Source organism: Bacillus mycoides (assembly GCF_001757995.1).
Taxonomy (GTDB): Bacteria; Bacillota; Bacilli; order Bacillales; family Bacillaceae_G; genus Bacillus_A; species Bacillus_A mycoides_B.
In genome coordinates this window covers 95,622-120,794 of the sequence record NZ_LXLV01000045.1, presented here as the reverse complement: position 1 = coordinate 120,794, position 25,173 = coordinate 95,622, and the positions used below count along the sequence as shown (strand labels likewise).

The 25,173-nt window shown below is 34.4% G+C and carries 21 protein-coding genes and 5 pseudogenes; 24 read left to right on the top strand and 2 right to left on the bottom strand.

Features of this window, described 5'->3' with window-relative positions:
* The first annotated feature begins 36 nt into the window (after nt 1-36).
* From BWGOE10_RS16125 to BWGOE10_RS16075, 10 genes and pseudogenes are all read left to right on the top strand, one after another.
* Nucleotides 37-1,272 carry a CapA family protein gene (locus tag BWGOE10_RS16125; protein WP_070144020.1) on the top strand — a complete coding sequence of 412 codons (1,236 nt, stop codon included), beginning with the start codon at nt 37-39 and terminating at the stop codon, nt 1,270-1,272.
* A 48-nt stretch (nt 1,273-1,320) separates the two neighbouring features.
* Complete coding sequence (locus tag BWGOE10_RS16120) at nt 1,321-2,052, top strand: M15 family metallopeptidase (protein ID WP_070144019.1); 732 nt, start codon at nt 1,321-1,323, stop codon at nt 2,050-2,052.
* Nucleotides 2,053-2,713: 661 nt separating this feature from the next.
* Nucleotides 2,714-3,136, top strand: a complete 423-nt coding sequence (locus BWGOE10_RS16115; protein WP_070144018.1) for a hypothetical protein — start codon at nt 2,714-2,716, stop codon at nt 3,134-3,136.
* A 26-nt stretch (nt 3,137-3,162) separates the two neighbouring features.
* Entirely contained in the window at nt 3,163-3,468 is a 306-nt protein-coding gene (locus tag BWGOE10_RS16110; protein ID WP_070144017.1) for a WXG100 family type VII secretion target, read from the top strand.
* A gap of 22 nt (nt 3,469-3,490) precedes the next feature.
* Complete coding sequence (locus BWGOE10_RS16105) at nt 3,491-4,210, top strand: DUF5081 family protein (RefSeq protein WP_070144016.1); 720 nt, start codon at nt 3,491-3,493, stop codon at nt 4,208-4,210.
* On the top strand, nt 4,210-4,536 hold the full coding sequence (locus BWGOE10_RS16100; protein WP_070144015.1) for an MFS transporter: 327 nt from the start codon (nt 4,210-4,212) through the stop codon (nt 4,534-4,536). The genes BWGOE10_RS16105 and BWGOE10_RS16100 overlap by 1 nt, the downstream gene beginning before the upstream one ends.
* Nucleotides 4,537-4,568: 32 nt before the next feature.
* A pseudogene (locus tag BWGOE10_RS30190) lies at nt 4,569-6,277 on the top strand (hypothetical protein).
* 29 nt (nt 6,278-6,306) lie between these two features.
* Entirely contained in the window at nt 6,307-6,822 is a 516-nt protein-coding gene (locus BWGOE10_RS16085; RefSeq protein ID WP_002101116.1) for a SecY-interacting protein Syd, read from the top strand.
* 217 nt (nt 6,823-7,039) lie between these two features.
* Nucleotides 7,040-7,531, top strand: coding sequence for an SMI1/KNR4 family protein (locus BWGOE10_RS16080; protein ID WP_070144013.1), 492 nt, complete (start codon nt 7,040-7,042; stop codon nt 7,529-7,531).
* Nucleotides 7,532-8,195: 664 nt separating this feature from the next.
* Nucleotides 8,196-8,531 carry a DUF3895 domain-containing protein gene (locus tag BWGOE10_RS16075; protein WP_070144012.1) on the top strand — a complete coding sequence of 112 codons (336 nt, stop codon included), beginning with the start codon at nt 8,196-8,198 and terminating at the stop codon, nt 8,529-8,531.
* Between the two features lie 102 nt (nt 8,532-8,633).
* Here the strand turns inward: BWGOE10_RS16075 and BWGOE10_RS16070 are convergent.
* Nucleotides 8,634-9,286 (bottom strand): annotated as a pseudogene (locus BWGOE10_RS16070) (DNA alkylation repair protein).
* A 300-nt stretch (nt 9,287-9,586) separates the two neighbouring features.
* On the opposite strand from BWGOE10_RS16070, the pseudogene BWGOE10_RS16065 reads away from it, so the two are divergent.
* The 5 genes and pseudogenes from BWGOE10_RS16065 to BWGOE10_RS16050 all read left to right on the top strand — a co-directional run bounded on the left by BWGOE10_RS16065 (nt 9,587) and on the right by BWGOE10_RS16050 (nt 11,733).
* Nucleotides 9,587-10,076 (top strand): annotated as a pseudogene (locus BWGOE10_RS16065) (antitoxin YezG family protein).
* A 103-nt stretch (nt 10,077-10,179) separates the two neighbouring features.
* Entirely contained in the window at nt 10,180-10,689 is a 510-nt protein-coding gene (locus tag BWGOE10_RS16060) for an ankyrin repeat domain-containing protein (RefSeq protein WP_070144011.1), read from the top strand.
* 26 nt (nt 10,690-10,715) lie between these two features.
* A complete protein-coding gene (locus BWGOE10_RS16055) occupies nt 10,716-11,090 on the top strand; it encodes an immunity 22 family protein (RefSeq protein WP_070144010.1) in 375 nt (124 codons plus the stop codon).
* Between the two features lie 24 nt (nt 11,091-11,114).
* Nucleotides 11,115-11,294 (top strand): annotated as a pseudogene (locus BWGOE10_RS34045) (hypothetical protein); the annotation flags it as partial.
* On the top strand, nt 11,275-11,733 hold the full coding sequence (locus BWGOE10_RS16050; RefSeq protein WP_070144009.1) for a hypothetical protein: 459 nt from the start codon (nt 11,275-11,277) through the stop codon (nt 11,731-11,733). The pseudogene BWGOE10_RS34045 and the gene BWGOE10_RS16050, both read left to right, overlap by 20 nt.
* 171 nt (nt 11,734-11,904) lie before the next feature.
* Here BWGOE10_RS16050 and BWGOE10_RS16045 read toward each other — a convergent pair whose 3' ends face one another.
* Nucleotides 11,905-13,149, bottom strand: a complete 1,245-nt coding sequence (locus tag BWGOE10_RS16045) for an MFS transporter (protein ID WP_070144008.1) — start codon at nt 13,147-13,149, stop codon at nt 11,905-11,907.
* Nucleotides 13,150-13,370: 221 nt separating this feature from the next.
* Between BWGOE10_RS16045 and BWGOE10_RS16040 the strand changes: the two genes are divergently transcribed.
* From BWGOE10_RS16040 to BWGOE10_RS16000, 9 genes and pseudogenes are all read left to right on the top strand, one after another.
* Nucleotides 13,371-13,952: a TetR/AcrR family transcriptional regulator gene (locus tag BWGOE10_RS16040; RefSeq protein WP_070144007.1), complete on the top strand. Its 582-nt coding sequence runs from the start codon at nt 13,371-13,373 to the stop codon at nt 13,950-13,952.
* A 356-nt stretch (nt 13,953-14,308) separates the two neighbouring features.
* Nucleotides 14,309-15,161, top strand: a pseudogene (locus BWGOE10_RS16035) (DnaD domain-containing protein).
* Between the two features lie 106 nt (nt 15,162-15,267).
* Complete coding sequence (locus BWGOE10_RS16030; RefSeq protein ID WP_070144005.1) at nt 15,268-18,696, top strand: DUF4132 domain-containing protein; 3,429 nt, start codon at nt 15,268-15,270, stop codon at nt 18,694-18,696.
* Between the two features lie 101 nt (nt 18,697-18,797).
* Nucleotides 18,798-21,188 carry a penicillin acylase family protein gene (locus tag BWGOE10_RS16025; protein WP_070144004.1) on the top strand — a complete coding sequence of 797 codons (2,391 nt, stop codon included), beginning with the start codon at nt 18,798-18,800 and terminating at the stop codon, nt 21,186-21,188.
* 278 nt (nt 21,189-21,466) lie between these two features.
* A complete protein-coding gene (locus BWGOE10_RS16020) occupies nt 21,467-22,534 on the top strand; it encodes a glycoside hydrolase family 113 (protein WP_070144003.1) in 1,068 nt (355 codons plus the stop codon).
* Nucleotides 22,535-22,622: 88 nt separating this feature from the next.
* On the top strand, nt 22,623-22,814 hold the full coding sequence (locus BWGOE10_RS16015; RefSeq protein ID WP_000670797.1) for a DUF378 domain-containing protein: 192 nt from the start codon (nt 22,623-22,625) through the stop codon (nt 22,812-22,814).
* A gap of 312 nt (nt 22,815-23,126) precedes the next feature.
* Entirely contained in the window at nt 23,127-23,627 is a 501-nt protein-coding gene (locus BWGOE10_RS16010; protein WP_070144002.1) for a sigma-70 family RNA polymerase sigma factor, read from the top strand.
* The gene (locus BWGOE10_RS16005; RefSeq protein ID WP_070144001.1) at nt 23,617-24,639 is read left to right on the top strand and encodes an anti-sigma factor; all 1,023 of its coding nucleotides are present in this window, start codon (nt 23,617-23,619) and stop codon (nt 24,637-24,639) included. The genes BWGOE10_RS16010 and BWGOE10_RS16005 overlap by 11 nt, the downstream gene beginning before the upstream one ends.
* Entirely contained in the window at nt 24,621-24,932 is a 312-nt protein-coding gene (locus tag BWGOE10_RS16000; RefSeq protein WP_070144000.1) for a hypothetical protein, read from the top strand. Before BWGOE10_RS16005 ends, BWGOE10_RS16000 begins: the two co-directional genes overlap by 19 nt.
* Nucleotides 24,933-25,173 lie beyond the last annotated feature (241 nt).

Here is a 25,173-nt window from a genome sequence, read left to right as displayed (position 1 = left end):
ATTGGTTATAAGTAATAAAACAGAAAAGAGGATTACATGTTACATAATTTACAGAGAAGTAAAAAGTTTTTTTTATTATGTCTTATTTTTTTAGTGATTTTAACCGCTTGTGATAATACAGATGTTAAGACATCTAAAGCTTCATTACCACCGGCACAATCAAATACAGATAAATCATTAAAAACACCGAATTGGGTAGATAAAAGTCCTATTCAACAGTCTCCTAATTTTACTGAAGATAAAAAAGTAAAATCGGCTGTGAATTTAATAGCAACGGGTGATAATTTATATCATGATGCAGTAATTAAAGATGGCAAACAAAAAGACGGTTCATATGATTATCACTATATTTATGAAAATATAAAAAAAGCTGTTCAATCAAGTGATCTTGCTATAGTGAATCAGGAGACTCCAATTGCAGGAAATAATCTAAAAGTACAGGGATATCCTACTTTCAATACACCTGAAGAAGTAGGTCAATCTTTAGTGGACACTGGATTCAATATAGTGACTCAAGCGACAAATCATGCTATGGATATGGGTATTAACGGTGTTATGAATACAAGAGAATACTGGAAGAAATATCCGGATGTTATCCCGTTAGGCATTAATGAGAGTCAAAATGAACGTAATGAAATAAAAACGATTACAAAAAATGGTATTCGTTTTGGGCTACTTAATTATACATATGGTACGAATGGAAATAAAATTCCAGCTGATAAGTCTTGGGCTTTAAATTTAATTGATAAAAAAGCGATACAAAATGATGTGGAAAAGGCAAAGAGTAGCTCTGATATGGTGATTGTTATGGTGCATTGGGGAGTAGAATATACCTCTACACCTTCAAAGCAACAAAAAGAAGTTGCTCAATATTTAACAGATTTAGGTGTAGATGTAGTAATTGGAAATCATCCACATGTAATTCAACCAATTGAGTGGAAACAAAATAAAGATGGACATGAAACGCTAATCTATTATTCTCTTGGAAATCTTATTTCTGCTCAAGAAAAATTAGAAACATTGGTTGGAGGACTATCTTATATACAATTTGTTAAGTATGAAGATGAAACTTTTGGTATACGACAAGCGGCAATCGTACCGACAGTAACCGACTATACTGATGGTAAGAAACAATTTAAAATTCAATTTTTAAAAGATTATTCGGATGAAAATTCTAAAAATCATGGGATTAAAAAATTTGTCGGCCCCGTTTCTTTAGAGAATTTCAAGGATATTCCTAGAGATGTGTTGGGCAATTGGTATAAAGACTAATAAACAAAAAGGGAATGAGATACAATTAAAAAATTTATAATTTTAGCATTGGTATTGACATTGGGATGGAGCCTTGCTGCTTGTAGTGGAAAACAAACATCTCAGGAAACTACTAATAATAACGATAAAAATAAAAATGAGATGAATGCGAATAAAAAAGATGTTTTACCTATCTCTGATCTTAATGATTGGAGAATCATTCTTGTAAATAGAGAACATATGTTATCAAAGGAACTAGGGATTGAATTAACAAGTATCACCCAAAATGCTAAGCCAAATATGAAAATAGATAGCAGAATTGCAACTAGCTATCAGGATATGGTAACAGCTGCAAAAAAAGAGGGGATCAATCTTTATTTAAGGTCAGGTTATCGAGCTATAAAATTACAACAAACTTATTATGATGCTTCAGTTAAAAGTTATAAATCTCAGGGTTTGTCGGATAAAGAGGCTAGTGATAAGGCATTGGAATATCTTCAGTATCCTGGTGCAAGTGAACATCACACTGGATTAGCATTAGACATTATTTCAGTTGAATGGCAGAATACTGTGGAAGATTTAAATGCAAAATTTGAAACCACTGATGCATTCAAATGGTTAGATAAGAATGCTGCAGAGTATGGGTTTACTCTCCGCTATCCAAAAGATAAAGAGAATATTACTGGTATTAAGTATGAGCCATGGCATTATCGTTATGTAGGAAAAGAAGTTGCTATTTATCTAAAAGAAAATGGGTTAACTTTAGAAGAGTATTGCGAAAAGATTAAGCCTGGCAAGTAAAAATACAATTTGCTTCTATTAAAAAGCCAGTGGACATTTTTCCCTTCCTCAAAGGAAATAAATTATGCACTGCTACGGGAAAAGGCGGATCTGGAGGATGTGTTAACTTTCCTCCTAGTATTGCAAAAACTGTGTATGATAATTTAAGCACGTATGAACCGGTTATCGTGTACTAGTAAATAGCAACCTCGTGTGAAACGATGTATGTATCAAGAACTTAAATTTATAAAAGAAGCAGTGAAAAAGGATCTGATATTCATATCAGATCCTTTTTCATTCGTAACATATAATACTTGCTTACTGTATCTGCTTAACTAGGCTTTAGAGACTGCCTGCTTTCCAGATGCTACAATATTAACTTGTTTTGGATGGTCGCTTTTCTTAGCTTGATAGACATGTGGAGGTAGCCCAAACACTGCGATTGGCAGTGTTTTTTAGTATTTCTGTACATAAATACATAGTCATATTGAGCCCACTGATTAAATTTTCACTTTATTGAAGAAAAATGCGAAAGCTTTTTATAAAATATGGAAATGTTAAAACCCCTTTGATAAAATAGCAATATGAAAAAATAATTATTTGTTAATTCTTAATGTAATGAATATTCACGTTTAAATATACGAATTTAACTACATAGTTATTGTAATAAAGGGGGAGAAAGATGTTAGATGAATTGTACAATGCTTTATTAAATGCATCAGGTTTTACAGAAAGCGCGAGAAAACGAGATCAGTACGATAAATTGCATGATGATTTAAAAGATACAGAAAGAGAGTTAAAACAATTAATTCAAGATGCTGAATCAGCGAAGAGAGATTATGAGAGTAAAGGTAATGGTTTAGAAGCTAATAAAATTCCTGCAGTTGAATTTGAACAAAAACGTCATGAAAAGGATGAAGACTTAAATACATTATTATCCTATTTTAAAAGTGTATTAAGTGATGTTGGCTCTGCGATAGGTACAGCTTATGCAAAGTATTTGGAATATAAAGCGAAAGCAGAATCGGAGAAAGCGTCCGCATACAATGCAGCGACCAAGGGTTTTGAAGAAAAGAAAAAGGAAATTGAAAATCTTATCCATTAAACATATAAAGAATGGGGGGAACCCACATGAGTGGTAAAGAGGTTGAAATTATAGGAAGTAACACTGCAAGTGCCATTTCTTACGCACAAAACATAGAAAATGGTATGAAGGATTCTTTAAACGAAGCGAAAAACTTAAAAGCATACGTCACAGGTGCAAAATGGAATGGAAAAACGAGAGATGCCTTTTTAAGTTATCTTGATCTAATCATTCAATATAACTCAGAAATGGTAGAGGCATTTGAAGGACATACGAAAGCTTTGAAAGAGTTAGATAAAAGTATTCAAACGTACGGAGATAGACCGGAAGTAAGGGCGATAAAACAATTGTGATGGTGAAATGAGGGATAAAAGAATGGGGAAAGAAATGAATTTTGCACCTGCTGAATTATATGTTCTCGCAGGTGCAGCTGGGGTTACGGATATATTTGGATTGCCAAATCGTGACGTGATTATTTTACTTGATGAAGAATGTGTCACAAAAGCAACTACGAGTTTAAAAGAAAAAGGTTTACTTACAAGTGAAAACGGAATTACCCCTGCAGCTTTTCAAATGATTGAGCTATTAAAGGAATATGAAAATTGTCATGAATATACGAGAATTAATAATGTATTAATTGGCTTTTTGAAACATGATAAAGACCGAGTGGCTGTATTAACAGAAGTAGGGCCAAATAAAAAATACGAGATTGACTACATACCAAAGCCAGACATTTATTTTTCATTATTAACACGCATCCCTTTCTTGTTGAGAGAACCGAGGGAAATAGAAGATACATTTTTCTCAAAGAGAATGACAGAAACAGAACAACAAACATTTGAGGAAAAAGATTTATCGGATAAAGACGTTATAGCGATGGAAACGTATACGAGGCCTCGGAGTAATAGAGGAGGAAAATGGGAATGTTTCTTATATTTCACTGAAGGAGAAGATTTCGTTCAAATAGATGTAGATCGTAATCGATATGACTGGGTGAGCCTCTATGCGGTTAATAAGAAATTGTATGACGTGTTAAAAATGCCGTATAAAAAATTAATTGACCCGAGACAATTCTCGTTAGGAGGTATTGAATAATGCAAGTATCAATGGGAGATGGCGGTTCTAGTGGTGGAGAAGAAGTATTAGTTAATTTTCAAGAACTACTTGATATAGTAATGAAGTTAGAAAACATATATACAATCCATGTAGACGTCATTGGAACGAATATTGAGAGTTTACTAAGCAGTGATTTTTATCAAAAAGGTGAAGCGATGAGAGTAATTGAAAAATATCCTGATATATTACACAAAACACTTGAATTGGCTGAACACTATTCTAGATCGGCGAAAGTTGTAGGAAATGTATGTGTAGAAATGCTTGAAAAGGACGAACAATTACGTGAAAGATTAAGTAAGTTGTAGAAATCACCATACGGCTGGGGGATGAAAACAAAATGGATGTGAAATATAGACCTGAACCATGGCAAGACATGGGAGATGGTATGAATCGAATTACAAAAGATGCTCTCATGAAATTACGGTACGCAAATGAATCATTAAAAAGAATTGATGGAAGAATACGAGATTTAGACTCAGATGGCAGTATACATTTTAACCCAAAAGATCAATCGCAAAAAATCGGGGAATTACTTGAAAGCTATTCGACATTACAAAAATATTGCGGAGAAGCAGGGCGAGTGGTCTCTGAACATATAGATAAACCTTTTTTAGTAGAAATGGATAAATTCGCTCAAAAAATGAGAGATACATCTATTCTCAGTTTCGAAACAAATAACCGAATTGGCTCTACAACAACGACAGTATTACCAGATGCGCACGCAGGGTACGGAAGTGTCCCACAAACAATAAAAACAAAAAAAGATAAAATAACAGTAGAAGATATTTTTAAAGATTCACCTGCATTTGATAACGTACTGAGAGCGGAATACAAAGAACTAAAAAACAAAATCCAGATGCAAAGCTAGATTATGAAGAATACAAGAAAGTAGTCCCATCCACACGAGGGTTTGAATACAAATCGATAGAAGATGAGCAGAAAAAACTGGAAATGGTGCGAGACCTAGCAATAGGCGGAGGAATTATCCTCGCAACAATCCTTTGCCCACCACTCGGGGCCGCTGCCGCAGTTGTATACGGCGCTGTACAAATAAAAAGTGGTATAGACGGAGAAGACTGGGGAACACACAGGAAATTGAGCCAAGAAGAGCGGGTAGGAAACATCATTTTTGGCGGATTAGATGCAATCCCGGTTGTTGGAGCGGTAGGAAAAGGAGTAAAAGCATTCAAAGGCACGAATGAATTAGCTGATTTAGCAAAATTATTAAAATTCAAAGAAGGAATGCCTGGCTTCAATCCAAATTTGGGTAAAAATGTGGTACAATCGCTTAAGGAAAATAATCTATTAAAAAACTTAAAAATACAAGGCTGGAAAACCGTAGATAAGATTAATGATGCGGACTACTTCATTAAAGGTCTAGTAGCAAAAGGTGCGGACTCCGTATCCCCAATCTTTAAAGGTGTAGAAATAATGCCAGATGGAAGTGTCGCTAGAACTGGAACGAACTATAGCGGGAAATTCCAAGAAGCCCATGATGCCTCAAAGGCGAGTATTCAGAGTAGGATCTCGAATTTGGAGAGTGGTGGGGTTAAGGGTACGGGTGAAACGGTTAAGAAGATAGGTGATATTAATGATCCTATTAGAACATATCGTGGTGCTGATTTAGGTAAGCTAGAGGCTAAATATACTGCGGATCCTCGGTTAACTGTTGAGATGCCCTATGTTGGTAAAGGGCAAAAAAACACCAATGCAGAGGGTTGGTTACGCGATAAAGATTTTTATTGGAAAGAGATGTTAGAGAATTACCCAGAAGCGTTTAATAGGTCAAATAGACAAAAAATAGAATTAGGATTCGCACCTATAAACAATCCAACGTTTAGAAAACATTTTCCCCAATATGATTTAAAAGAATTATATAATGACACTTTAATACATCATCACATTGGTGGTGGAGGTCAAGCTGTGGCTGTACCCTCAAAGCTACATCCAGGTTTAGGAGGGATTCATAATGCTGAGAAAAGCGCAGGAGTTTGGGGAAATGACCAAAAATATGCTGAACTATTAGAAAAATTCTTAGAAAAGTAAGGGTGATTATTTTGGTAATGAAGGATGCTATGAGCAAATATTTTAATTTAAGAAAAGAATATTTTGATAAAGGGTTAGATTTTTTATTTAAAACGCCATATAACGAAGAAGTTGATTCATTTATATATCAGGGTGAAATGGATGATGAAGAAGAAATTTCATGGAAACCTATTGAAAAAAATAATAAGAATGATTTAACGAAGATTGAGGAAAGATTTGAAATTAAACTGCACACTTCAATTGATGATTATTTTAATTCTTATTGGTTTGCTGATTTAGATGGATTTATTGGTAATCATTATATTAGGCTAGAACCTGTATTACCAAATATTGAATTGGATTCCTTCGAAAGTAATTTAGAAGGGTATAAAAACAATCATAATAAGGTTGATAAGACTCCAATAGGTGTAGAGGGGAACGGTTTGATAGTTGTTTTAGATAATGTAAGTGGTAAGGTTGAATTGGAGGATTTTGAACGAGGTTCGTTTGAAGAGATTTCGGATAGTTTAGATGAGTTAATTGCTAGTTTAAAGTTACAAAAATAATATACTAAGAACATTTATATGAAAAAATGTCTGATATGAAGTGTAGCCCGAGTGTTAGATACAATTGGACTGCAGTTTTTTATAGAAAGATGTAATATAAAATCAAGCTAAGACCTACAAAATTTATGCTACTAAAAAAACATATGAACTTAAAGCACTTGATTGTTTACTAAAGGCAACGAGTGCTTTTTTAATCGTATGGGGAGGCCGTAATTAGATGAGAAAAGATTTAACATGGCCAGTACCAGATGAGCCGGTTTCAGCAGAATATATATATGAAGTGGGTAAGCAGATGGATTTTATATTTCCAAGTGATTATGTAGAGTGTGCTACTACTAATAATGGTTCAGCGGTATTACCATATAAGTTTGAGGTGGATGGAGTAACAAGAGTGTTTGGGACATTGCTCTCTTATGATACGGATAGTAGCGAATATATTGTTAAAGTATATCGTACTTATGCCCTTACTATACCTAAAGAGTTAGTTCCTTTTGCTTTTGACCCAGCAGGAAATTTAATATGTTTTGACTATAAAAATGACAAAAATAACCCTGTTATGGTATTTTGGGAACATGAGAATGATGGCGAAAAAGAAATGTTAATGCGTCAAGAAGGTTTAACAGAAGCACAAGTAGAAGAACTGGCAAGAGAAAATGTATTTTACATTGCAGATACATTTACTGATTTTTTAAGTAAATTACACGATTAAAAAATATAATGATGAATGAAAAATAAAGTTTATGTGAAGTGGATAGAAAAAATAATAGGGTGTTTGAAAATAGATACTCCATGATGGTTGTACCATCATGGAGTACTGTGTGCAATGATAGAATAGAAAACGAAGTACGAGCTTAGGCGAGATGACATTTTACATGGCGATGAATATAAACACATGGAATGGACATAAAACTAACGAACTCGTAAGTTTTAACGTATTGTTTGTCACGATATATAAAAGGTGTCAAACTGTTACTACAAAACTTACAAATTTATGCTACTTAAAAACATATGAACTTAAAGCACTTGATTGTCTATGAAAGGCAACAAGTGCGTTTTTGCGTTTTAGCGTAGAAATTTAACAGAGCACTATAATTTTATTATGTAAACTTTTTTTGTTTTTTCACATAGTGTATACAACTAACAAGGAGGGAAATGTTCACTATTATTTTCATTTCTATTATAACGAATTCTACAATAGAAGACAGAACGTATATTTGGTATAATTGAAACATACTATATGGAATTACGGACATGAGTTTGAAATTCATGTAATAAGGTAAGTACTACATAACAATAAATAATATTTAAAGTTCCAGTACATATAGGATTCAGTTCATGTTATATAAATCAATTGTGAGAAAGGAAAAGATGTAATGAATCAAATTTCATTTGAAGATTTATTTGAAGAAGAAAAAGAAAAGGTGGAGGTAGCTGAGGTATCTAAGATACCAGCTCCTTTATCGCCATTACAAAAAGATATTTTGGAATTAATTGATTCTGAAGAAATAAGTGCACTTGAGCTATGCGAACGATTGATACGATCTGGTAAAATACCCGATGAAAGATTCACTACGAATAAGCCGAAAGCATATGGGCAAGTATGCTTAATATTAGAAGGTTTTGTTAAAGAAGGAAAGCTTATTTTTATCAAAAATGATGAGAAAAGAGATAGAGTATATAAATTGAAAGAAGAAGTTTTAGATGTATAGAGGGAAATGAATGATTGGTTCCCTTTAACTTTGAGTCTCATTAATCTAGTGATGTTCATAAAAAAAGGTGTCAATCTCACTTAGATTGACACCTTCATACTTTTAACACCTTACATATTTACGTTTGAAACCAAGTCTTCCTCTATCAACTTCTTTCTGAATGCTTTCGGAAGCATTTAACAAGCTGCTTTTTTTATTATCACGTTTTACTTCAACTATACCAACTTCTTTTGCAGTCTCGACTGCTTTTTCATGTAGTGGTTCATATGAAATTGCCACGGTGTTTAGGAAATTATTCATAGCGGATTTTGTTCGTTCTGGCGAATCATGAATTGTATTTTTCACCATTTCAAGCATATCGGAAATTTTGCTTTCGGAAAATTCATTGTCTTTGCGATTTCCTAAAAGCCAACAGTAGCAACTCCAGCCTGCAGACATTTTAAGCTCGTCTCCACTTGCAATTCATTTATCAGCAACGTCTTGTGCAATATCTGACTCCGATAAAGTTAATGCTACTACATAATCAGATAGCATATAAAAATACGCCCCGTCCATCCAGCGATCAAAATCAGACTCGCTCATAGCTTTTGGATCGGCAATAATCCCTGCAAAGTACATAGCATCGTAGTTACCTGTGGAATAAAGTTCCTCAGCTAACTCTTGATTTGATTTAATTTTATTTTCTTAGCGATTGGTTTCAGAGCGCCCGTAGCTACGCCGAAAACTGGCTCGTGCGCACCATTAGATATGTATATTTTTTTCGTTCGTTCTTTACCGAGGGCTTCAAGCTCTTACATAACTGTTTTAAAATCCATAGCTGTGCACTTCCTTCCTTAATATAAAGACAATTTTAATTGTAATCATCTAGTTTGTATTTTGTATTAAGTCTTCCATACTTCTCAAATTTAATAATAATTGTATTCAAGAGGCATGTTTACTTTCTATAGTTTCTCGACATTCGGTCTGATTTTTGAATGAAATGAAGCCAGAGCTAATCGGGAGAATGGTATAATATAGAAAAACTGGACGGGAAAAATTACATAGGGGGAATTTAATTGGAAAAAGAGCTGAATAGGTTATATAGAGAGGTAGCGGAAACGGTTAATGAAATGATTCCAGAAGAGTGGGAGAAATTTTATTTTTATGCTCAAATATCAGAAACTGGAGGGGGAACATACTTTTTCTATAACAACCTCAGAAGTAAAGAAAAATATAAATATAGTGTGGGAATTCCTTTTAAATACGAAGTTGATGAAGAGGAATTTGAAAGGAAAGAAGACTCTTTATATAAATTGAGTAAGGAATTAAGAAATGTTTTCAAAGATAATCAGCAAAAAACTTTGGTACTCCTTTACGATGTCTCTTGAACATAGTGGGAAATTTAACATGCATTTTGATTATACAAATTGGTTCGATACAGAATATAGTTTTAGTAATCAAATGATTATTTGGAAACATAAATACTTAGGCGAAGTACCAATTGATGAAAATGCTAAAGCGCTAATTAATAAGTATGATAATGAATTTCCGAATAATCCTATTTAACTGAATAGAAAGAAGAAATGGTTTTTATAAAAATCACGAGTTTTAAAGTAGTTGATAAGTTATAGAGTTAATTCTACAAGATAAGAATTAAAGGAGAAATACAATGGATAAGATTCAAATTGCGAAAAGAATTAGAGAGTCTATAAAGAGTGGTCAATTAAACACGTTAAGAGATTTACTTGAGAGAGAGCCGAAGATGTTGGAATATGTGATGCCATTTGGTACGTGGTTACATGTAGCGACAGCGCATGGACAGTTAGAAATGATAGAGTACTTAATCAATTTAGGGATCAATATTCATGCAAAGGGTGGGACTTTTTCTACAAATGCCCTTGAAAGAGCGGCTACAAAAGGATATTTACATATTGCAGAGTACCTCATTAAACATCAAGTTGAAATGGATACTAGTGAGCCGGATCGAAATCCTCTGTTTGCTGCAATATATAGTGGTCATTTTGAAATTGTTAAATTGCTAGTTATGAATGGTATAGATATAACGATAAAATACTCCGGTAATAATATGAAAGATATGGATGCTTATACATTTGCTGTTGAAAGAGGAGAAATGAAAATTGCCGATTATTTAAAGCGTAAGTTGAATGAGAAAGTATAATATTTTAATAATGGAGGACACCATTGATGGAAGTACATGGAATGGTTTCAATTTGGTTAGGTAATATGAAAACGCAAGATCAGTTAGATACATATATGGATGTTACGTATGATGAAGAAGGAGACTCTATAGCAGCAAGGTTTTTTATTGATTTTAATATTGATATGATTGATGTAGATGAGGACTTTATTGAAAAGGAAGTGTTAGAAGAAGCGAGTGATGATATCTCTGTGTTATTAGCGGGATGTTCATATGATGATAAAATAATTTCTAGAATTAAGGAAGAAGTTAAATTAAAGAAATCCTATAATTCTATCGTTTTAATTTATAATTTTCAGTATGATAATTCGGTTAGTTATTTTGAAGGCTTTGATTTTGTAACTGCTACAAGCTATCTATAGTTGTGAGAAGGTCACAAATAAGGTAAGGAAGCTGTCGGAATTTATTTACACCTTAATAAACGTTTAGAAAATATAATCCCAAACAATCAGTTAGCATATAAAGTTCAAGATTAGGATGGAAAGAACTTGTATTTATTTAATGAGTTATCATTTAATACAAATAAGTATGTGAGGTTGGTTACAAATGATAAAGAAATTTACTAGAGTAGTATTAACGGCGGTTATGCCAATCGGTCTTATTGCGGGGTGTGTAACTGCTGAAAAAACTGAAGCAAAAGAGCCGAAAGCGGTACAAGCGGAGAAAAAGGATTATACGGATTACTCATATGGTAGCAAAGGTATATTAGTAAGCGGCAAAGAGAAAGAACGTCTACAATACGAGGTTGGGTATATGGATGATAACAAGTTAATTGGGATTGATGAAAATATTGAGGACTGTATTATTTTAGATAATAAAGATGAAGCAGGTTACATTTGGAAACAAATAGAGCGCGGATCTATTATTGAAGTGCAATATGGTAAGGACCGCAAAGACATCGTAGGGGTACAATTAGTAGGAGATCGTAAGCCATACGAAATTAGTGATAAGTTTGATCGAAATACGATAAATGAGATTGTTGGACAAGTTAAAGGTAATTTGTAATAGATGTATTTCGCTAGTATATGATCTATTATCATGAAATGGCGAATCGCATACATAAAAGTTTGGAATCAACGGCATTTTTAATATGAAAATGCCGTTGATTTATTTTGAAAAGTAAATGCTATTCTATAGTCTTGTAGAAAAACACGTATTAAAAAATACACAAATGAATTATTCTTCTTTTAGTTGTGATGATCGCCGTAAGGTTATTACCCAAAATAAAAGAGCGCAAGCACTAACGGATGCACCTAATATACAAACTCCATTCCATCCGTAGCTTGCATAAATGTTTGTGGAAAGAATTGCACCTGTAGCACTGCCGATAGAATAGAAAACCATATAACTAGCAGTGAGCCGACTTCTCGCTTCAGGACGCACTGTGAAAAGTATACTTTGGTTCGTGACATGTACAGCTTGCACAGCTAAATCTAAAAGGATAACACCGGTAACTAGTAGGAATAGAGAATGGTTCATTAATTTAATGAGGAGCCATGAAAGTAATAATAAGGATAAGGCTATGCCAGTAGTTCTTTCTCCCAATCCGCGATCAGCGAGTTGTCCGGCCTTAGTGGCAGCTAATGCACCAGCAACTCCAGCAAGACCAAATGCTCCGATAGCTGTATGTGATAGATTATATGGTGCGGCACTTAGAGGTAAAACTAATGAAGTCCATAAAATACTGAAGGAAGTAAAAATAAGCAATGCTAATATTCCGCGAATACGTAAGATCTTTTCTTCTACAAATAATAAGAGAACAGAACGTAATAATTTACGATAGGTCATAGCTGTTTTTTTATGTTCAAGATTAGGTAAATTACGATATAACAAACCGATTACGAAGAGCATAAGTACAGCAGAGGTAAGATAAACGGAACGCCATCCCGCTAGATCTGTTAATGTTCCGGCAAATGTACGTGCAAGTAGAATTCCTATTACGACACCACTTGTAACGAAACCTACTATTCGCCCACGGTCTTTTGGGTTAGCTAAAATGGATGCGTATGCGACGAGTGTCTGCGTAACAGTCGCAAGAATTCCGACTAAGGCCATACCTATAAAAAGTACGGTACTTGAAGGAGCGACTCCGACCACAATTAAAGCGAAAACGGATAAAAGCATTTGAACAATAATAAGTCTTTTTTGGTTTAATAAGTCACCAAGTGGAACTAATAAAAGTAATCCGAGTGCATAACAAACTTGAGTAATCGTAATAACGACACCAATAGTTGAATGGTTGATCTTAAACTCGTTTGATAAAGAATCAAGTAGAGGATGAGCGAAGTATATATTCGCCACAGTCATACCACAAGCTATTGAAAATAATAGAGTTATATAGCGGGGCATGATTGTATTGATAGGTAATTGGAACGGATCATTATTCTGAGTAAGAGTAGTTGTTGTTTCTTTAACATCCATAATATCATCTCCTTTTATTTTTAAAATAATGTACCGAACGGTATGTTATTTCTTAAGTAAAATATAATCAGGGATAAGTTAATATGTCAAGTGAATTGTAAGGTGATTTCAGTTTATTTTGACATATCATTCATAATTTAATACGATATATAACATACTGATTAGTACATAAAATCGTGATTTATAATTTAGAAAACAGTTGAAGAAAGAGGAGAGGTTAAATGGCTCGACTACGCGAATTTGATGAAGAAAAAGCTTTGGATGCTGCTATGCAACTTTTTTGGGAGAAAGGATACGCTACTACTTCATTAAGTGATCTAACTGCTAAAATGGAAATACAAAGACCGAGTTTATATGCGGCATTTGGTGATAAAGAAGGGCTGTTTGAAGCTGCATTACGGAGATACACGAATATACACGCAGCTAGCATTCGAACAAAACTTCAAAAAGAACAATCTGTAAAAGAGGCCATTCGTACATTTTTTGAAAATATGGTGGAAGAGGAATATAAAAAAGAATCAAATAAAGGCTGTTTTTGTATTAACACAATGGTGGAACTTGCTCCTCATAATGAAAAATTTGAAGTGTTGACTAGAGAACATCAAATGTATCTTTCAGTTATATTTCAAGAATTAATCGCCAAAGGTATTCAGTCTGGAGAACTGCAAAGTGATGTGAATGCTAAAGCATTGGCACAAACGCTAGTCACTTCATTAATTGGATTAACAGTGTTAATGAAATCTAGTCCAGAACGTTCAGTTATAGATAATTCGGTATCTATCATATTATCGTTACTAAAATAAATGTAACAGAATTGTATTTCAATCAACTATGTCGATTATAGACACTTTTATTTATAAACTTTCAACCCTAAAGCACTGAATTGTCTACGAAGGCAACAAGTGCTTTTTGTTTCCGGGTAAATATAAGCAGGTGAATCATAATGGTTGTCTGCTATGTATGAAGATTGTTGGAGACATTTGTAATTAGATATTAGATAAGAGGGGAATGAAAACACTATATAAGCCCCTTCCAAGCCCCTCATAAGCACCTACCAAGTAATAAATCACTAAGAAAAAACAAAACAAAAACAACTACAAGAACAAAAAAAGCGCGAAAAAATAAAATCGTAGTAGTAGTAAAAAAAATTGAATTTCAAATGCCAAAACCATTCCCGCATTCCTATATTTATATTGAAGGAGTGAATTTTTTCCTTGTACTAGTAAGTAGCGGGAGGGAAACATATGGCGGTATACCGTAATGTACAGGTGAACTTTTGGCAAGATGAATTCATATTAGATTTAACGCCAGAGGAGCGTTATTTTTACATATATTTGTTAACTGGTACGAAAACGAAGCAATGTGGTATTTACATATTGCCAAAGCGTTTAGCAGAGCTTGAAACTGGTTACAGTATGGAGACTGTTGAGAAGTTATTGAACCGGTTTGTGGAATACGGGAAGATTTTATATGATGCAGAAACGAAAGAGTTATTCATTATAAATTGGTTACACTATAATCCTATTTTAAATACGAATGTAGAAAAGTGCGTGTTACGTGAGTTAAAGACTGTGAAGAACAAAGAGTTTATACATATGTTTTTACGTAAATGTCTGGAAGAAGAACATAAGATCCCATTATTGTTGCAGCATTTTGGTATGCCACCAGAAGAGAGTAGTAGTTCAGAAGCAGTTATTGAAGAAGATGTGGAAGTGGTAGAAACGGTAGAAGAGACTACTTTGCATAGTGAAGTTTATAAGTTTTACGAACAAAATATTAGCAGTCTATCTCCATATATTGTGAAGGAATTGAAAGATTGGATACAAAGGGTTCCAGGAGAGACAGTATTAGATGCACTTAAAATTGCGTGTGAAAATAATAAGCGAACCTTTGCTTATGTGAAGGGGATTTTGAGGAATTGGTGTAGCGAAAAGTTAGAGAATTTTAGTGGAGAGAAGTGTGTAATGGGAAGTTTAGCGCGAAGGAGAAGTATTTTGAGTAGTGTATTTTAATTTACATTAACTTAATATAGAATGTATGTTCGTTTTGGTGAGTTTTATGCTATACTACCATTAAATAAGGGTATTTTTATAATAAAAAGATGCGGGGGAACAAGGCTTGACTACTGGTACATCTCAGTTGTTTCAATATATTAATATAACAAAAGAGCAGGAGCAATTATCACTGCGATATTTACAGACAAAAGAAGAAGAGATTTTAAGAGGTATTCAAATAACGACAATTCGTGATCAAAAAAGAAGTGATTTTGCGGAGCGATTTATAAACGATTTTAGGAAATTACATAAACAAGATCCGGATTTCTTTCGGTTATTTTATCATATACTCGAGGAGCAATTATTAAATGTTCTTGTAGTACGTTTTGCACATGTAAGTTTTCCTAAAATGAAGGTTTATTTAGAAAAAAGTGCACTTCCTTTGGACAAACTTGTAGCAATTGCATGTAAATATTTATCCAGTATTTCAAGTTATGTGAATGAAGCAGATGTTTTTCTTAGAGAGTTAACAAAAGAGAACCCGAACTATATAGAGGAACAATTACATACTTTACCAACTCAGCAGCAATTTACATTACTTCTCGTAATGTTTGATGTAGATTATGAAAAGTTTCATACATATAGTTCTTTATTGAATGAGAGATTAGAAGAACATGCAGAATTTATATTGAGACTACCAGGAGAAAAGGAAAAGGTTGAAGCGGTTAAACGATATATGAAAGGTAAAGATGATAGTGAAGTATTTATAGGTGGGAATTTATCAGAACATATTTGGCGATTATTATTTAGTGTTCATAAGTATTCAAATGTTGCGAGGCGATATGTTGAGATATTAGCGAAGAAAAATGTGTGGAGTTTTATAAACTATGCAACACGTTATATGTGTCACACTCTCGGCCAGCCTCAAAACTACAAAAGAACAGGTAGTGTAAATAAGAAAACATATGAAGAGATTCAAATGTTTTGTAAACAGTTTTGGGTTTCTGAGGAGAGATTTTTTGCACACCGTCTGAGGCAACATGATTTGAATAGTGAAGATTTTTGTAAGACGTATGAATATGAATTGCTATGCTTTATGTTGGAAGAAAATCCTGAATTTATTCAGCGTACTTTGCAATATGTAAGTAAAATGAATTATCTCATCATCGCACGAACGTTAGCTGAAAAAGGACATGAGCTAAATAGAGGGAAAATACGAGAAGAATTTTTTGTCGCTGCGTTGCAAATTAAATTGTCTACAGTGAGAGATACATATCGTGATTATTTACTAGGGAAATTGTCACTTGAGGATATGAAGCAAATACTTAAAAATCCGAAATATAGAAGTATGTATTGGGGTATGCCGGTGTTAGAGGTTGTACTCCTTTGGGATGTAGATGAAGTAGCGAAGAGGGAAGCTGTACTTACACTACAATTCGGAGAGGATGATAGTGTTAATTTATATGAACTTCTTTACGAATGTTCTGTCAGAGGGATAGAACCGAAACAAGTATTAGAAGATTTGCTTTCGTATGGGTTAAGTAAGGACAAGCTTATCACTTATGCAGTTGAACAAGCTGCATGCTACAGTGAAGAGAGAAATAAGGCGAAGGAAGCGCTTGTTCATGTCATTGTAAAAGAACAAGCATACATAATTGAACGGTTTGATGAGTATTCTGCTTTGGCAAAAGTATATATTTTAGAAGAGTTAGCAAGGGGAAATATGGTTAAAATGCGTCCTATTTTAATCAAAAGCTTAGGAGATTCGTCTAAAAAGATGCGTGAGTCTGTAGTTAAACTTCTTTCAAAAGATGTAGAAGCTGCAAAGGATGTAGCGCTGGAACTTCATAATAAAAAGAAAATTGTTCGTGAAAATGTGATGAAACTACTTATAGAATATAAGATTGAAAAATATATGCAACTTGTACAGGAAGCTTTGCAAGAAAAAAAGAATGCTTCTTTTGTTGAGAAATTTGTTCCATTACTTGAACTGGGAAAAGTAGGAGGAGATGCAGAAAATATAGAAGAACTTTGCAGTCGTATAGTAACAGAACAAACAAGACATTCACTTCTGCAATTGTTTGTGAATGAACCACAAATCCGTCTTCGTGAATCAAATGAAATTGCTGATGTTACAATTCCATTAGCCTATGTCCAACAGTATATTTCAGATCCTGTCATTGAGAAGAAAGAAGTTGCTGAAGGAATTGGTAGTACGTTACATGCACAAGACTTGAAGGAATATGTACAAGCAATCTATCAAATATGGATTTCTGAAGATGCAGATGTGAAGAAACGTGGCATTCTTTCGTTATACGGAATATATAGTGATAACAACATGGTCGGCATACTGAAAAAGCAAATTGATGAATGGGTGCTTCATATGAGAGGAAAGATAGCTGCGGATGCCGTTCGTGCTTTAGGTTTGTCTTCATCTAAGCTTGCACTCATGTCTATTCATGAAATGGCATTTAAATATAAACATAAGTTAGTGCGTAATGCAGCAAAAGAAGCACTCAGTCTTGCTGCGCAAACACGCGGCATAACGGAAGAAGAGCTGGAAGATCAACTGGTACCGGATCTTGGTTTTACTATACGTGGTGAAAAGCCGATTGATTTTGGGAATCGAAGTTTTACTGCTATTTTAACTTCAGATTCGAAAATTGAATTAGAGACAGAAGAAGGAAAACGTATGAAGTCACTTCCAAAGCCGAATGCAAAAGATGATGTAGTAAAAGCTGAGGAGGCTAAAAAAGAGTTATCCTCTTTAAAGAAGGAACTCCGAAGTGCTCTTTCTATGCAGAAACAACGCTTGGAAGCGGCACTATCACGAAAGCGCTATTGGTCATACGATACGTGGAAGTCTGTATTTATGGATAATCCAATTATGAAGCGATTTTCTACTTCGCTTATTTGGGGTGAGTATAAGGAAGGCAAGTTGCTGAAGGCATTCCGTTATACGGAAGGTGGCGTGCTCTATGCAATTGACGGGAAGACTCATGAACTTTCGTCTGGAACTGCTATCGGTTTTATTCATCCGTTCGAGTTGTCTAGGGAGGAAAAAGCGTTATGGAAGGAGCAACTGACAATTGCGGGAATTGTTCAGCCGTTTGTACAAATTGAACGTCCAGTGTTTGTAGTAGAAGAGAATGATGAGATTGCTATTGAGAGATTTGGCGGTATTTTATTAAATGGTCGCTCGTTATTCGGTAAGATGACGAAGCTTGGATGGACTCGCGGATCAGTTCAAGATGGCGGTGTGTATTATACGTTTTACAAAGAAGATACTCGCACTGGATTAGGAGTGCAGCTGTCATTTAGTGGAGCGCCGATTGGTTATGAAGATGAAGAAGATGTATGTGTATTTGACATTCAATTTTACAAAGCAGGTACAGTGAACCGTGGTTCATATGAATATGACGAAATTGATGATGAAAGACGCATTGTACCAAAAGAAGTAGATAAACGCTTCTTTAGTGAAATGTTATATGATGTGCAAGTAGCGACCGAGTCAAATCTTGGTCATAATGAAAGCTGGCGTAACAAACGATAAAAATTCCCCCTTCATTTGTAGGAAAATGAAGGGGTTTTTCAAGTTTTTTAAAAGGTTCTTCCTTAAATAGAAGCGAATAGTTTCAGAAAGGAGGGGGTTATATGGAAGTCGTCATAAAAAAGAAACGAACTAGTGGAAAAAGAATTTTTATTTGGTCTAGTAGTATCGTTCTTTTGTTAGTTATTTCTGCTGCGATTTTTTTGAATGTATATACGCTGAGATCTATGCCGAAGATAGATGGAACGATAAAGCTAGAAGATATACAACGTGCTGTTACGGTAAAGCGAGATAGTAAAGGGGTACCGTATATTAAAGCGGAAAATGCACATGATTTATATTTTTCGCAAGGGTATGTACAAGCGCAAGATCGTTTGTTTCAAATGGATTTAAGTAGAAGGCAAGCTTCTGGAATGTTAAGTGAAGTTGTTGGAGAAGCAGCTGTTGAGAGAGATAAGTTGTTTCGGACTCTCGGTTTGCGGCGAGCAGCAGAAGCGTCTGTTAGTCAATACGATGGGGAAGCGAAATTTGCTCTACAGTCATTTGCTGATGGGGTGAACGCTTTTATACGCGAGGCGAAAGAGGAAAAGAGATTGCCGGTTGAGTTTACGTTATTAGGTTATGAACCTGCTGAATGGTCAATTGTGGACTCTTTAACGATCGGAAAGTATATGGCGTTTGACTTAGGCGGACATTGGCACGGACAGGCGTTTCGATATTGGGCGCTGAAAAATTTACCGAAAGAGCAAGCAAATGAGCTATTTCCTACATATCCGAAAGATGCACCTAGATTGCTAGCTGAATTAAAAAATACAAATGTGAATGTAGCGCAAAGTTTTTCAAAGACGATCATTCCACCAGAATTTAATGGGAGTAATAACTGGGTTGTGAGCGGTGAGAAGAGTGCGTCTGGTAAGCCGATTTTAGCGGACGACCCTCATTTATCTCTTGCGACACCTTCTATATGGTATCAAACAAAGTTAGAAACGAAAGATGTAAATGTGAGTGGAGTTATTTTTGCGGGTGTTCCTGGTGTTATGCTAGGGCATAATAAAGAGATTGCATGGGGTGTTACGAATACAGGTCCTGATGTACAAGATTTATATATTGAAAAGAGAAATCCTAATAATGAAAATGAATTTTTGTATAACGATAAATGGGAGAAAGCTACTGTTGTGGATGAATCTATTAAAGTAAAAAATGGGAAAACAATTCCTTATAACGTTACAATTACAAGGCATGGTCCAGTTATTTCAGAATTTGCGGATAAGGGGAAGGAGAAAACGAAAACAGTATTTGCTTTAAAGTGGACTGCTTTGGAGCCTTCCGCTGAATTAAAGGCTGTATTAAATATGAATAAAGCAAAAGACTGGAATGAGTTTGAAACTGCTCTTCAAGATTTTCATACACCAACTCAAAACTTTGTGTTTGCATCAAACGATGGCACTATTGCTTATAAAGCGAATGGAAATATACCAGTGCGTAAAAAAGGTGATGGTAGTTTGCCCGTTCCAGGGTGGACGGATGAATATGAATGGGAAGGGTATATTCCGTTTGATAAGCTTCCGAAAGTAATAAATCCAAAACAAGGGTTTATTTCAACTGCGAATAATAAAATTGTTGATGACGCTTATCCATACCATATTAGTAATACGTGGGCGCAACCGTACAGGCAAATGCGTATTCAAGAGTTTTTGCAAGAGAAGGATAAGTATACGGTGAAAGATTTAGAAGAGTTACAGATGGATCAAAAAAATTTATATGGGAAAGAGTTCACCCCTGTATTTTTAAAGGAGTTAAATAAGACATCTTTATCAGATGTAGAGAAAGAGGGAGTAAAAGAATTATCGAAGTGGAATTTTTACGATAGTAAGGATGAAGCAGCACCATTAATTTTTCACTTAGTAATGAAAGAGATTTCTAATACAGTATTTTCAAAAGAAATTCCAAAAGATGTGATGGAGTTATTTGAAGGTAAGCAACAAGTTGTGGATGAATTGATTCGTAAACAAGTAAATGGTGAAAATAGCAATTGGTTTTCAAAGTATGGTGGCTTCACGGAAGTTGTACATACGTCGTATACAAATGTAATGAAGAAATTGCAGAAGGAGTATGGATCCGATGTTGGAGAATGGAAGTGGGGCGATTACCATCAACTTGCTTTTACACATCCAATTTCGAGATCATCTAGTATATTAGCACTACTCGCATTTAATCGTGAGAAACCAGTTCCAATTGGAGGAAGTCAAGTTACCGTTCAAGCAGCGAATTACGGAGATAACGGTATTGTGAATCATGGAGCTTCTTGGAGATTTGTCATTGATACGAAAGATATGTCAAACGGTTATCATATAGTAGGGCCGGGACAGTCAGGACATTTTAGAAGCGATTGGTATCATGATCAAATAGATGATTGGGTGAATGGAGAGTATCATACGACTACTTTGAATACAGACGGAATTGAAGGGAAAGTATTAACTTTACAGCCGCGATAATGTTAGAAGAGATTCTTACTATATGTAAGGGTCTCTTATTTATAATGGTGACAAAATTTGACCCAACTAAGTTACCAGAAAGAAGACAATGATTTCAGTCGTGAGAAGATAAGAAAAAAGAGCGGAAAGCCGCTCTTTTTTTATTTATCTTACTATTTTCAGGAGAATTATAGGAATAACACTTTTATTAATGAAAATTTCATTTAATTTTTTTCTGGAATATATGTGAAACGTTGTATAAAATAATCAGGAAAGCCAAAAATTATAGGAGGGAAGTTTTGAAAAAAAATAAGAGTTTAGTAAGTTTTTTAGGAGTGTGTATCATGTTGTTTTCTTTTTGTTTTCAAGGAAATGTACAGGCAGATGTAAATACTGTTCAATCTGGAAAAATAAAATCAGGAAACGTAACGGTATGGGAAGTAGGAAATGTAGCGAAAGTGTTAGCTGATGTAGAACGTTTGAATTTAAATACGGTGAATGTACCGATTCAAGTTGATATTCCGAATGTGAATTCTGCTAATATGGTAATTAATCAGGCGCAAAAGAAACAAGCTATTATTTTAATTCAAGAATTATTAAAGCGTAATATACAAGTTATAGTGGAGCCATTCCCGTTTATTCAGCAAGGAAATATTGGAGAAACAGAGTGGAACCCGAGTAATATTAACGATTTCTTCTGGAATTGGAAAACGGTTGTTTTACAAGATATTTTTAATTCCATTACAAGTAAGTACAATATTTATGGGCTGAAGATCGCTTCTAATTTCGTGAATATGGAATATGCAGAAGGATATTGGAATGATACGATTAATTTTGTTCGCCAGCAGTATAAAGGAAATGTTTTGTATCAAATGAACTGGTGGTTAACTGCAAGTTGGGATCCTTCTTTTGAGGCGAATTTTAAAGAGAAAATAAATCGCCCGTATTTAAAAAAGGTGGACATCGTAAGTATTGATAGTTGGTTTGAAGTTTCAGGAAAAAGAAATCCATCATACGAAGAAGTAAAGCAAAGTTTATTTGCGACGACAGTATACAATCGTGGCCAAAATGTCGTTCAGCAACTTGAACAATTACATAAAGCAACAGGAAAGCCAGTTTATTTTGGTGGATTTAACGTACCAGCGCGTGAACTTGGGTTACAAAATCCGTGGAATCCAGATGTTTCAAATGAATTTTCAAAAGACGTACAATTAAATGGATGGCGTGCTTACCGAGATGTATTAGAACCGAAGCCGTATTTTAAAGGTTTTTCAATTTGGTTTATCGGCTCAAATGATAGTAATCATTCATATCAAATACATAGTAAAGAAGCAGAGGCAGTTATTAATGGCTGGTACCGAAAATAAATTTTATAAAATAGGTAAGTTTTAGAATCCATTACATATATTTTAGTGAAAGGCCTTTCACCATCTTATCACCTAGGGGGCAATCATAATGAAATTTTTGTCATACCTTACAGTAATTTTGGTGATTCTTGGCGGTTTGAATTGGTTGTTTGTAGCGTTAGATTATAATGTAGTTGAGGAATGGTTTGGTTCTATGCCGGCGCTTGTGGATACCATTTATTGGCTCTTTGGTCTTTCAGCTATTTATCAAATTTTTGATCGGTTCTTTACGAGTAAGTAGCTATTATACTTTATTACTAGAGTGTTAAGTACGATTATGTACTTAACACTTTTTTGTATGCTTATAAAGTAAGCGTCAAATATTCCCCACCTATAATTTGCAAATAACTCATGAGATAATCTCCGTACATACTACATGTGGAGTTTTTTTAGGGATTTACAGTTATAACATCTTATATTTTGTTTATAATTGTAAATAGTTATTGAAATGTATAAGTGTTATTTCTTTTTTAATAAATAAAAAATATAAAAAGGAAAAATAATGCAACTTTTTAACGCGCTTATTCGTGTTATATATGAAAGGAGGAGGGGGATGGAAATTGAAGAAATATATAAGGTTTATATAAACGATGTGTACCGGTATTTATTTTCCCTTTCTCGTAGCCATCACGTAGCGGAGGACTTGATGCAGGAGACTTTTTATCGGGCGTATCTTTATCTAGAAGACTATGAAAACCAAAAGGTAAAATCATGGCTTTTTAAAGTGGCATATCATACGTTTATTGATTTTGTTAGGAAAGAGAAAAAAGTAGCTTTTGTAGGAACGGAGGAATTAGAGACAATACAAGCAGGTGAATCTACAGAAGAGTATGTAGTCGCAAAAAATAGTTACGAAAAATTAATTCAGATTATTCACACTTTACCCGTGGTAGAGGCACAAGCTATTTTATTATATGACGTACATCAATTAACGTACGAAGAGGGTGCTTCTGTATTAGATTTAAAGTTAAACACGTTTAAAAGTCACATATTTCGCGGGAGAAAGAGATTAAAAGAATTGTTAAAGGAGGAAAAGAGTCAAAATGACCAATGATAAACCTCGTTCTGAACAAGAAGGTTATAAAGAATTGTTACAAGAAGCTCTTCATCAAAGGCCGGATTCACTTCCTAATGGAAAACAGGAGCAAGTGTTGAAAATAGGAAAAAAAAGAGCGCGTATTACGAATGTATTGATTGTATTTACTTTTTTATTACTTATTCAACCTATTTTATATATATCTACACTCGCATACTATATATTTGCACCTACAAACGCAATGGAGATACGGAATGTAGTAAACCAAACGTTAAGTGTAACGGAACCAAATGTATTTATGAAAGAAAGAGACATGGAGCAAACAGTGTTGCCGCTTAGTTTACAATTGCATTTCGATTTGTATAAAAGGGTAGGAAAGAAAGATATTCGAATAGGCGAAGAGAAAACATATTATTTATTAAGTAAAGCAGCGAAAGTAAGCCGTGAATATACAACAGATGAAAAAATTCCAGAAATCCCATATATAGATAACGAGGTATTGTCTCATCCTAATAATTATAATACGTCCTATAATAGTAGCGAAGAAGCACAGGTATTAAAGGGTCTTCCGCAAGAATCTGTTGTAGAAGCATTTGTATCTTTTAGAGAATTATTAAGTGTACAAGAGGTAGAGAACATGTTTCCAACTATTGATATTGTTTGGTACGCCGTGAATACAGGATTAGAGGAGAAGCAAAAGAATGATGAGGGTATGTATGTTGCTCCGATTGGTTTTCCGGCAGATATGATTTCAAGTCTAAGTGGTCCTTTTGTAAGTGATTCACCTCATGAGGAACAATTTATTGGTGTGTTAAAGTCATTACAGAAGCATGAAAATTTAGCGGTGAAGCTATCTAGATCGAAAACATTAGAGTTGTCAAAGCGTATTTCTTTTCTTGAAAAAAATGGGGTAAAAACATACGGGGCAGTTGTAACTGGACCTAAAGGAGAAGTTGAAAAATTGATGGGCCATGAAAAGGTTAGAAAATTGAAAGTAGGTGAAGCGAGGTTATGGAATTGGCATTCTTAAAAAAAAGAAAGAGTCATATTTATAAACAGGAATCGTGGATGGGGATTATTTCATTAATTATTGCCTTTCTAGCGTTATTGTATTTGAACATTACATTGCTTATTCAAGAAACATTTATAGGCGAAGGTTTTCGGCAAATAGTTGGAGTTGGATTATTGTGTTCAGTCGTAGGCATGATCACAAAAAGAAAAAGTCGAAAATATGCATTGTGGGCATGTAGTTTATTTGTTTTTATGCTACTGTTTACTGTATTTGGATTTATGTTAGGTTGGATGATAAGCTTTGCGCCGTAAATATGTGGGAAAGAGCGAATGTATATTCGCTCTTTTTCTAATGTATAAAAAGTAAAATAGATAAGAGAAGAACCTATCAAATTTGAAAGGAGAGCATGATGCATCTAAGCTGTGGTTTTGTTGATATGTTTTCTGCTCACTTTATAAAAAAAATTGCACTTGCAAGCGATTCCATCGCGTCTTGCGCCGTAATAATAGAAAAGAAATTGACCGTGTATTGGATTTCGGGGTATAATTCAGA

Excerpts from the sequence above, each read along its gene's own strand:
- BWGOE10_RS16010 (WP_070144002.1), top strand. The coding sequence starts at position 23,127 with ATGGAAATTGAAGAAATATATAAGGTTTATATAAACGATGTGTACCGG.
- BWGOE10_RS16040 (WP_070144007.1), top strand. The coding sequence starts at position 13,371 with ATGGCTCGACTACGCGAATTTGATGAAGAAAAAGCTTTGGATGCTGCT.
- BWGOE10_RS16105 (WP_070144016.1), top strand. The coding sequence starts at position 3,491 with ATGGGGAAAGAAATGAATTTTGCACCTGCTGAATTATATGTTCTCGCA.
- BWGOE10_RS16055 (WP_070144010.1), top strand. The coding sequence starts at position 10,716 with ATGGAAGTACATGGAATGGTTTCAATTTGGTTAGGTAATATGAAAACG.
- BWGOE10_RS16085 (WP_002101116.1), top strand. The coding sequence starts at position 6,307 with ATGAGCAAATATTTTAATTTAAGAAAAGAATATTTTGATAAAGGGTTA.
- BWGOE10_RS16050 (WP_070144009.1), top strand. The coding sequence starts at position 11,275 with ATGATAAAGAAATTTACTAGAGTAGTATTAACGGCGGTTATGCCAATC.
- BWGOE10_RS16025 (WP_070144004.1), top strand. The coding sequence starts at position 18,798 with ATGGAAGTCGTCATAAAAAAGAAACGAACTAGTGGAAAAAGAATTTTT.
- BWGOE10_RS16015 (WP_000670797.1), top strand. The coding sequence starts at position 22,623 with ATGAAATTTTTGTCATACCTTACAGTAATTTTGGTGATTCTTGGCGGT.
- BWGOE10_RS16075 (WP_070144012.1), top strand. The coding sequence starts at position 8,196 with ATGAATCAAATTTCATTTGAAGATTTATTTGAAGAAGAAAAAGAAAAG.
- BWGOE10_RS16080 (WP_070144013.1), top strand. The coding sequence starts at position 7,040 with ATGAGAAAAGATTTAACATGGCCAGTACCAGATGAGCCGGTTTCAGCA.
- BWGOE10_RS16060 (WP_070144011.1), top strand. The coding sequence starts at position 10,180 with ATGGATAAGATTCAAATTGCGAAAAGAATTAGAGAGTCTATAAAGAGT.
- BWGOE10_RS16005 (WP_070144001.1), top strand. The coding sequence starts at position 23,617 with ATGACCAATGATAAACCTCGTTCTGAACAAGAAGGTTATAAAGAATTG.
- BWGOE10_RS16045 (WP_070144008.1), bottom strand. The coding sequence starts at position 13,149 with ATGGATGTTAAAGAAACAACAACTACTCTTACTCAGAATAATGATCCG.
- BWGOE10_RS16100 (WP_070144015.1), top strand. The coding sequence starts at position 4,210 with ATGCAAGTATCAATGGGAGATGGCGGTTCTAGTGGTGGAGAAGAAGTA.
- BWGOE10_RS16125 (WP_070144020.1), top strand. The coding sequence starts at position 37 with ATGTTACATAATTTACAGAGAAGTAAAAAGTTTTTTTTATTATGTCTT.
- BWGOE10_RS16000 (WP_070144000.1), top strand. The coding sequence starts at position 24,621 with ATGGAATTGGCATTCTTAAAAAAAAGAAAGAGTCATATTTATAAACAG.
- BWGOE10_RS16110 (WP_070144017.1), top strand. The coding sequence starts at position 3,163 with ATGAGTGGTAAAGAGGTTGAAATTATAGGAAGTAACACTGCAAGTGCC.
- BWGOE10_RS16115 (WP_070144018.1), top strand. The coding sequence starts at position 2,714 with ATGTTAGATGAATTGTACAATGCTTTATTAAATGCATCAGGTTTTACA.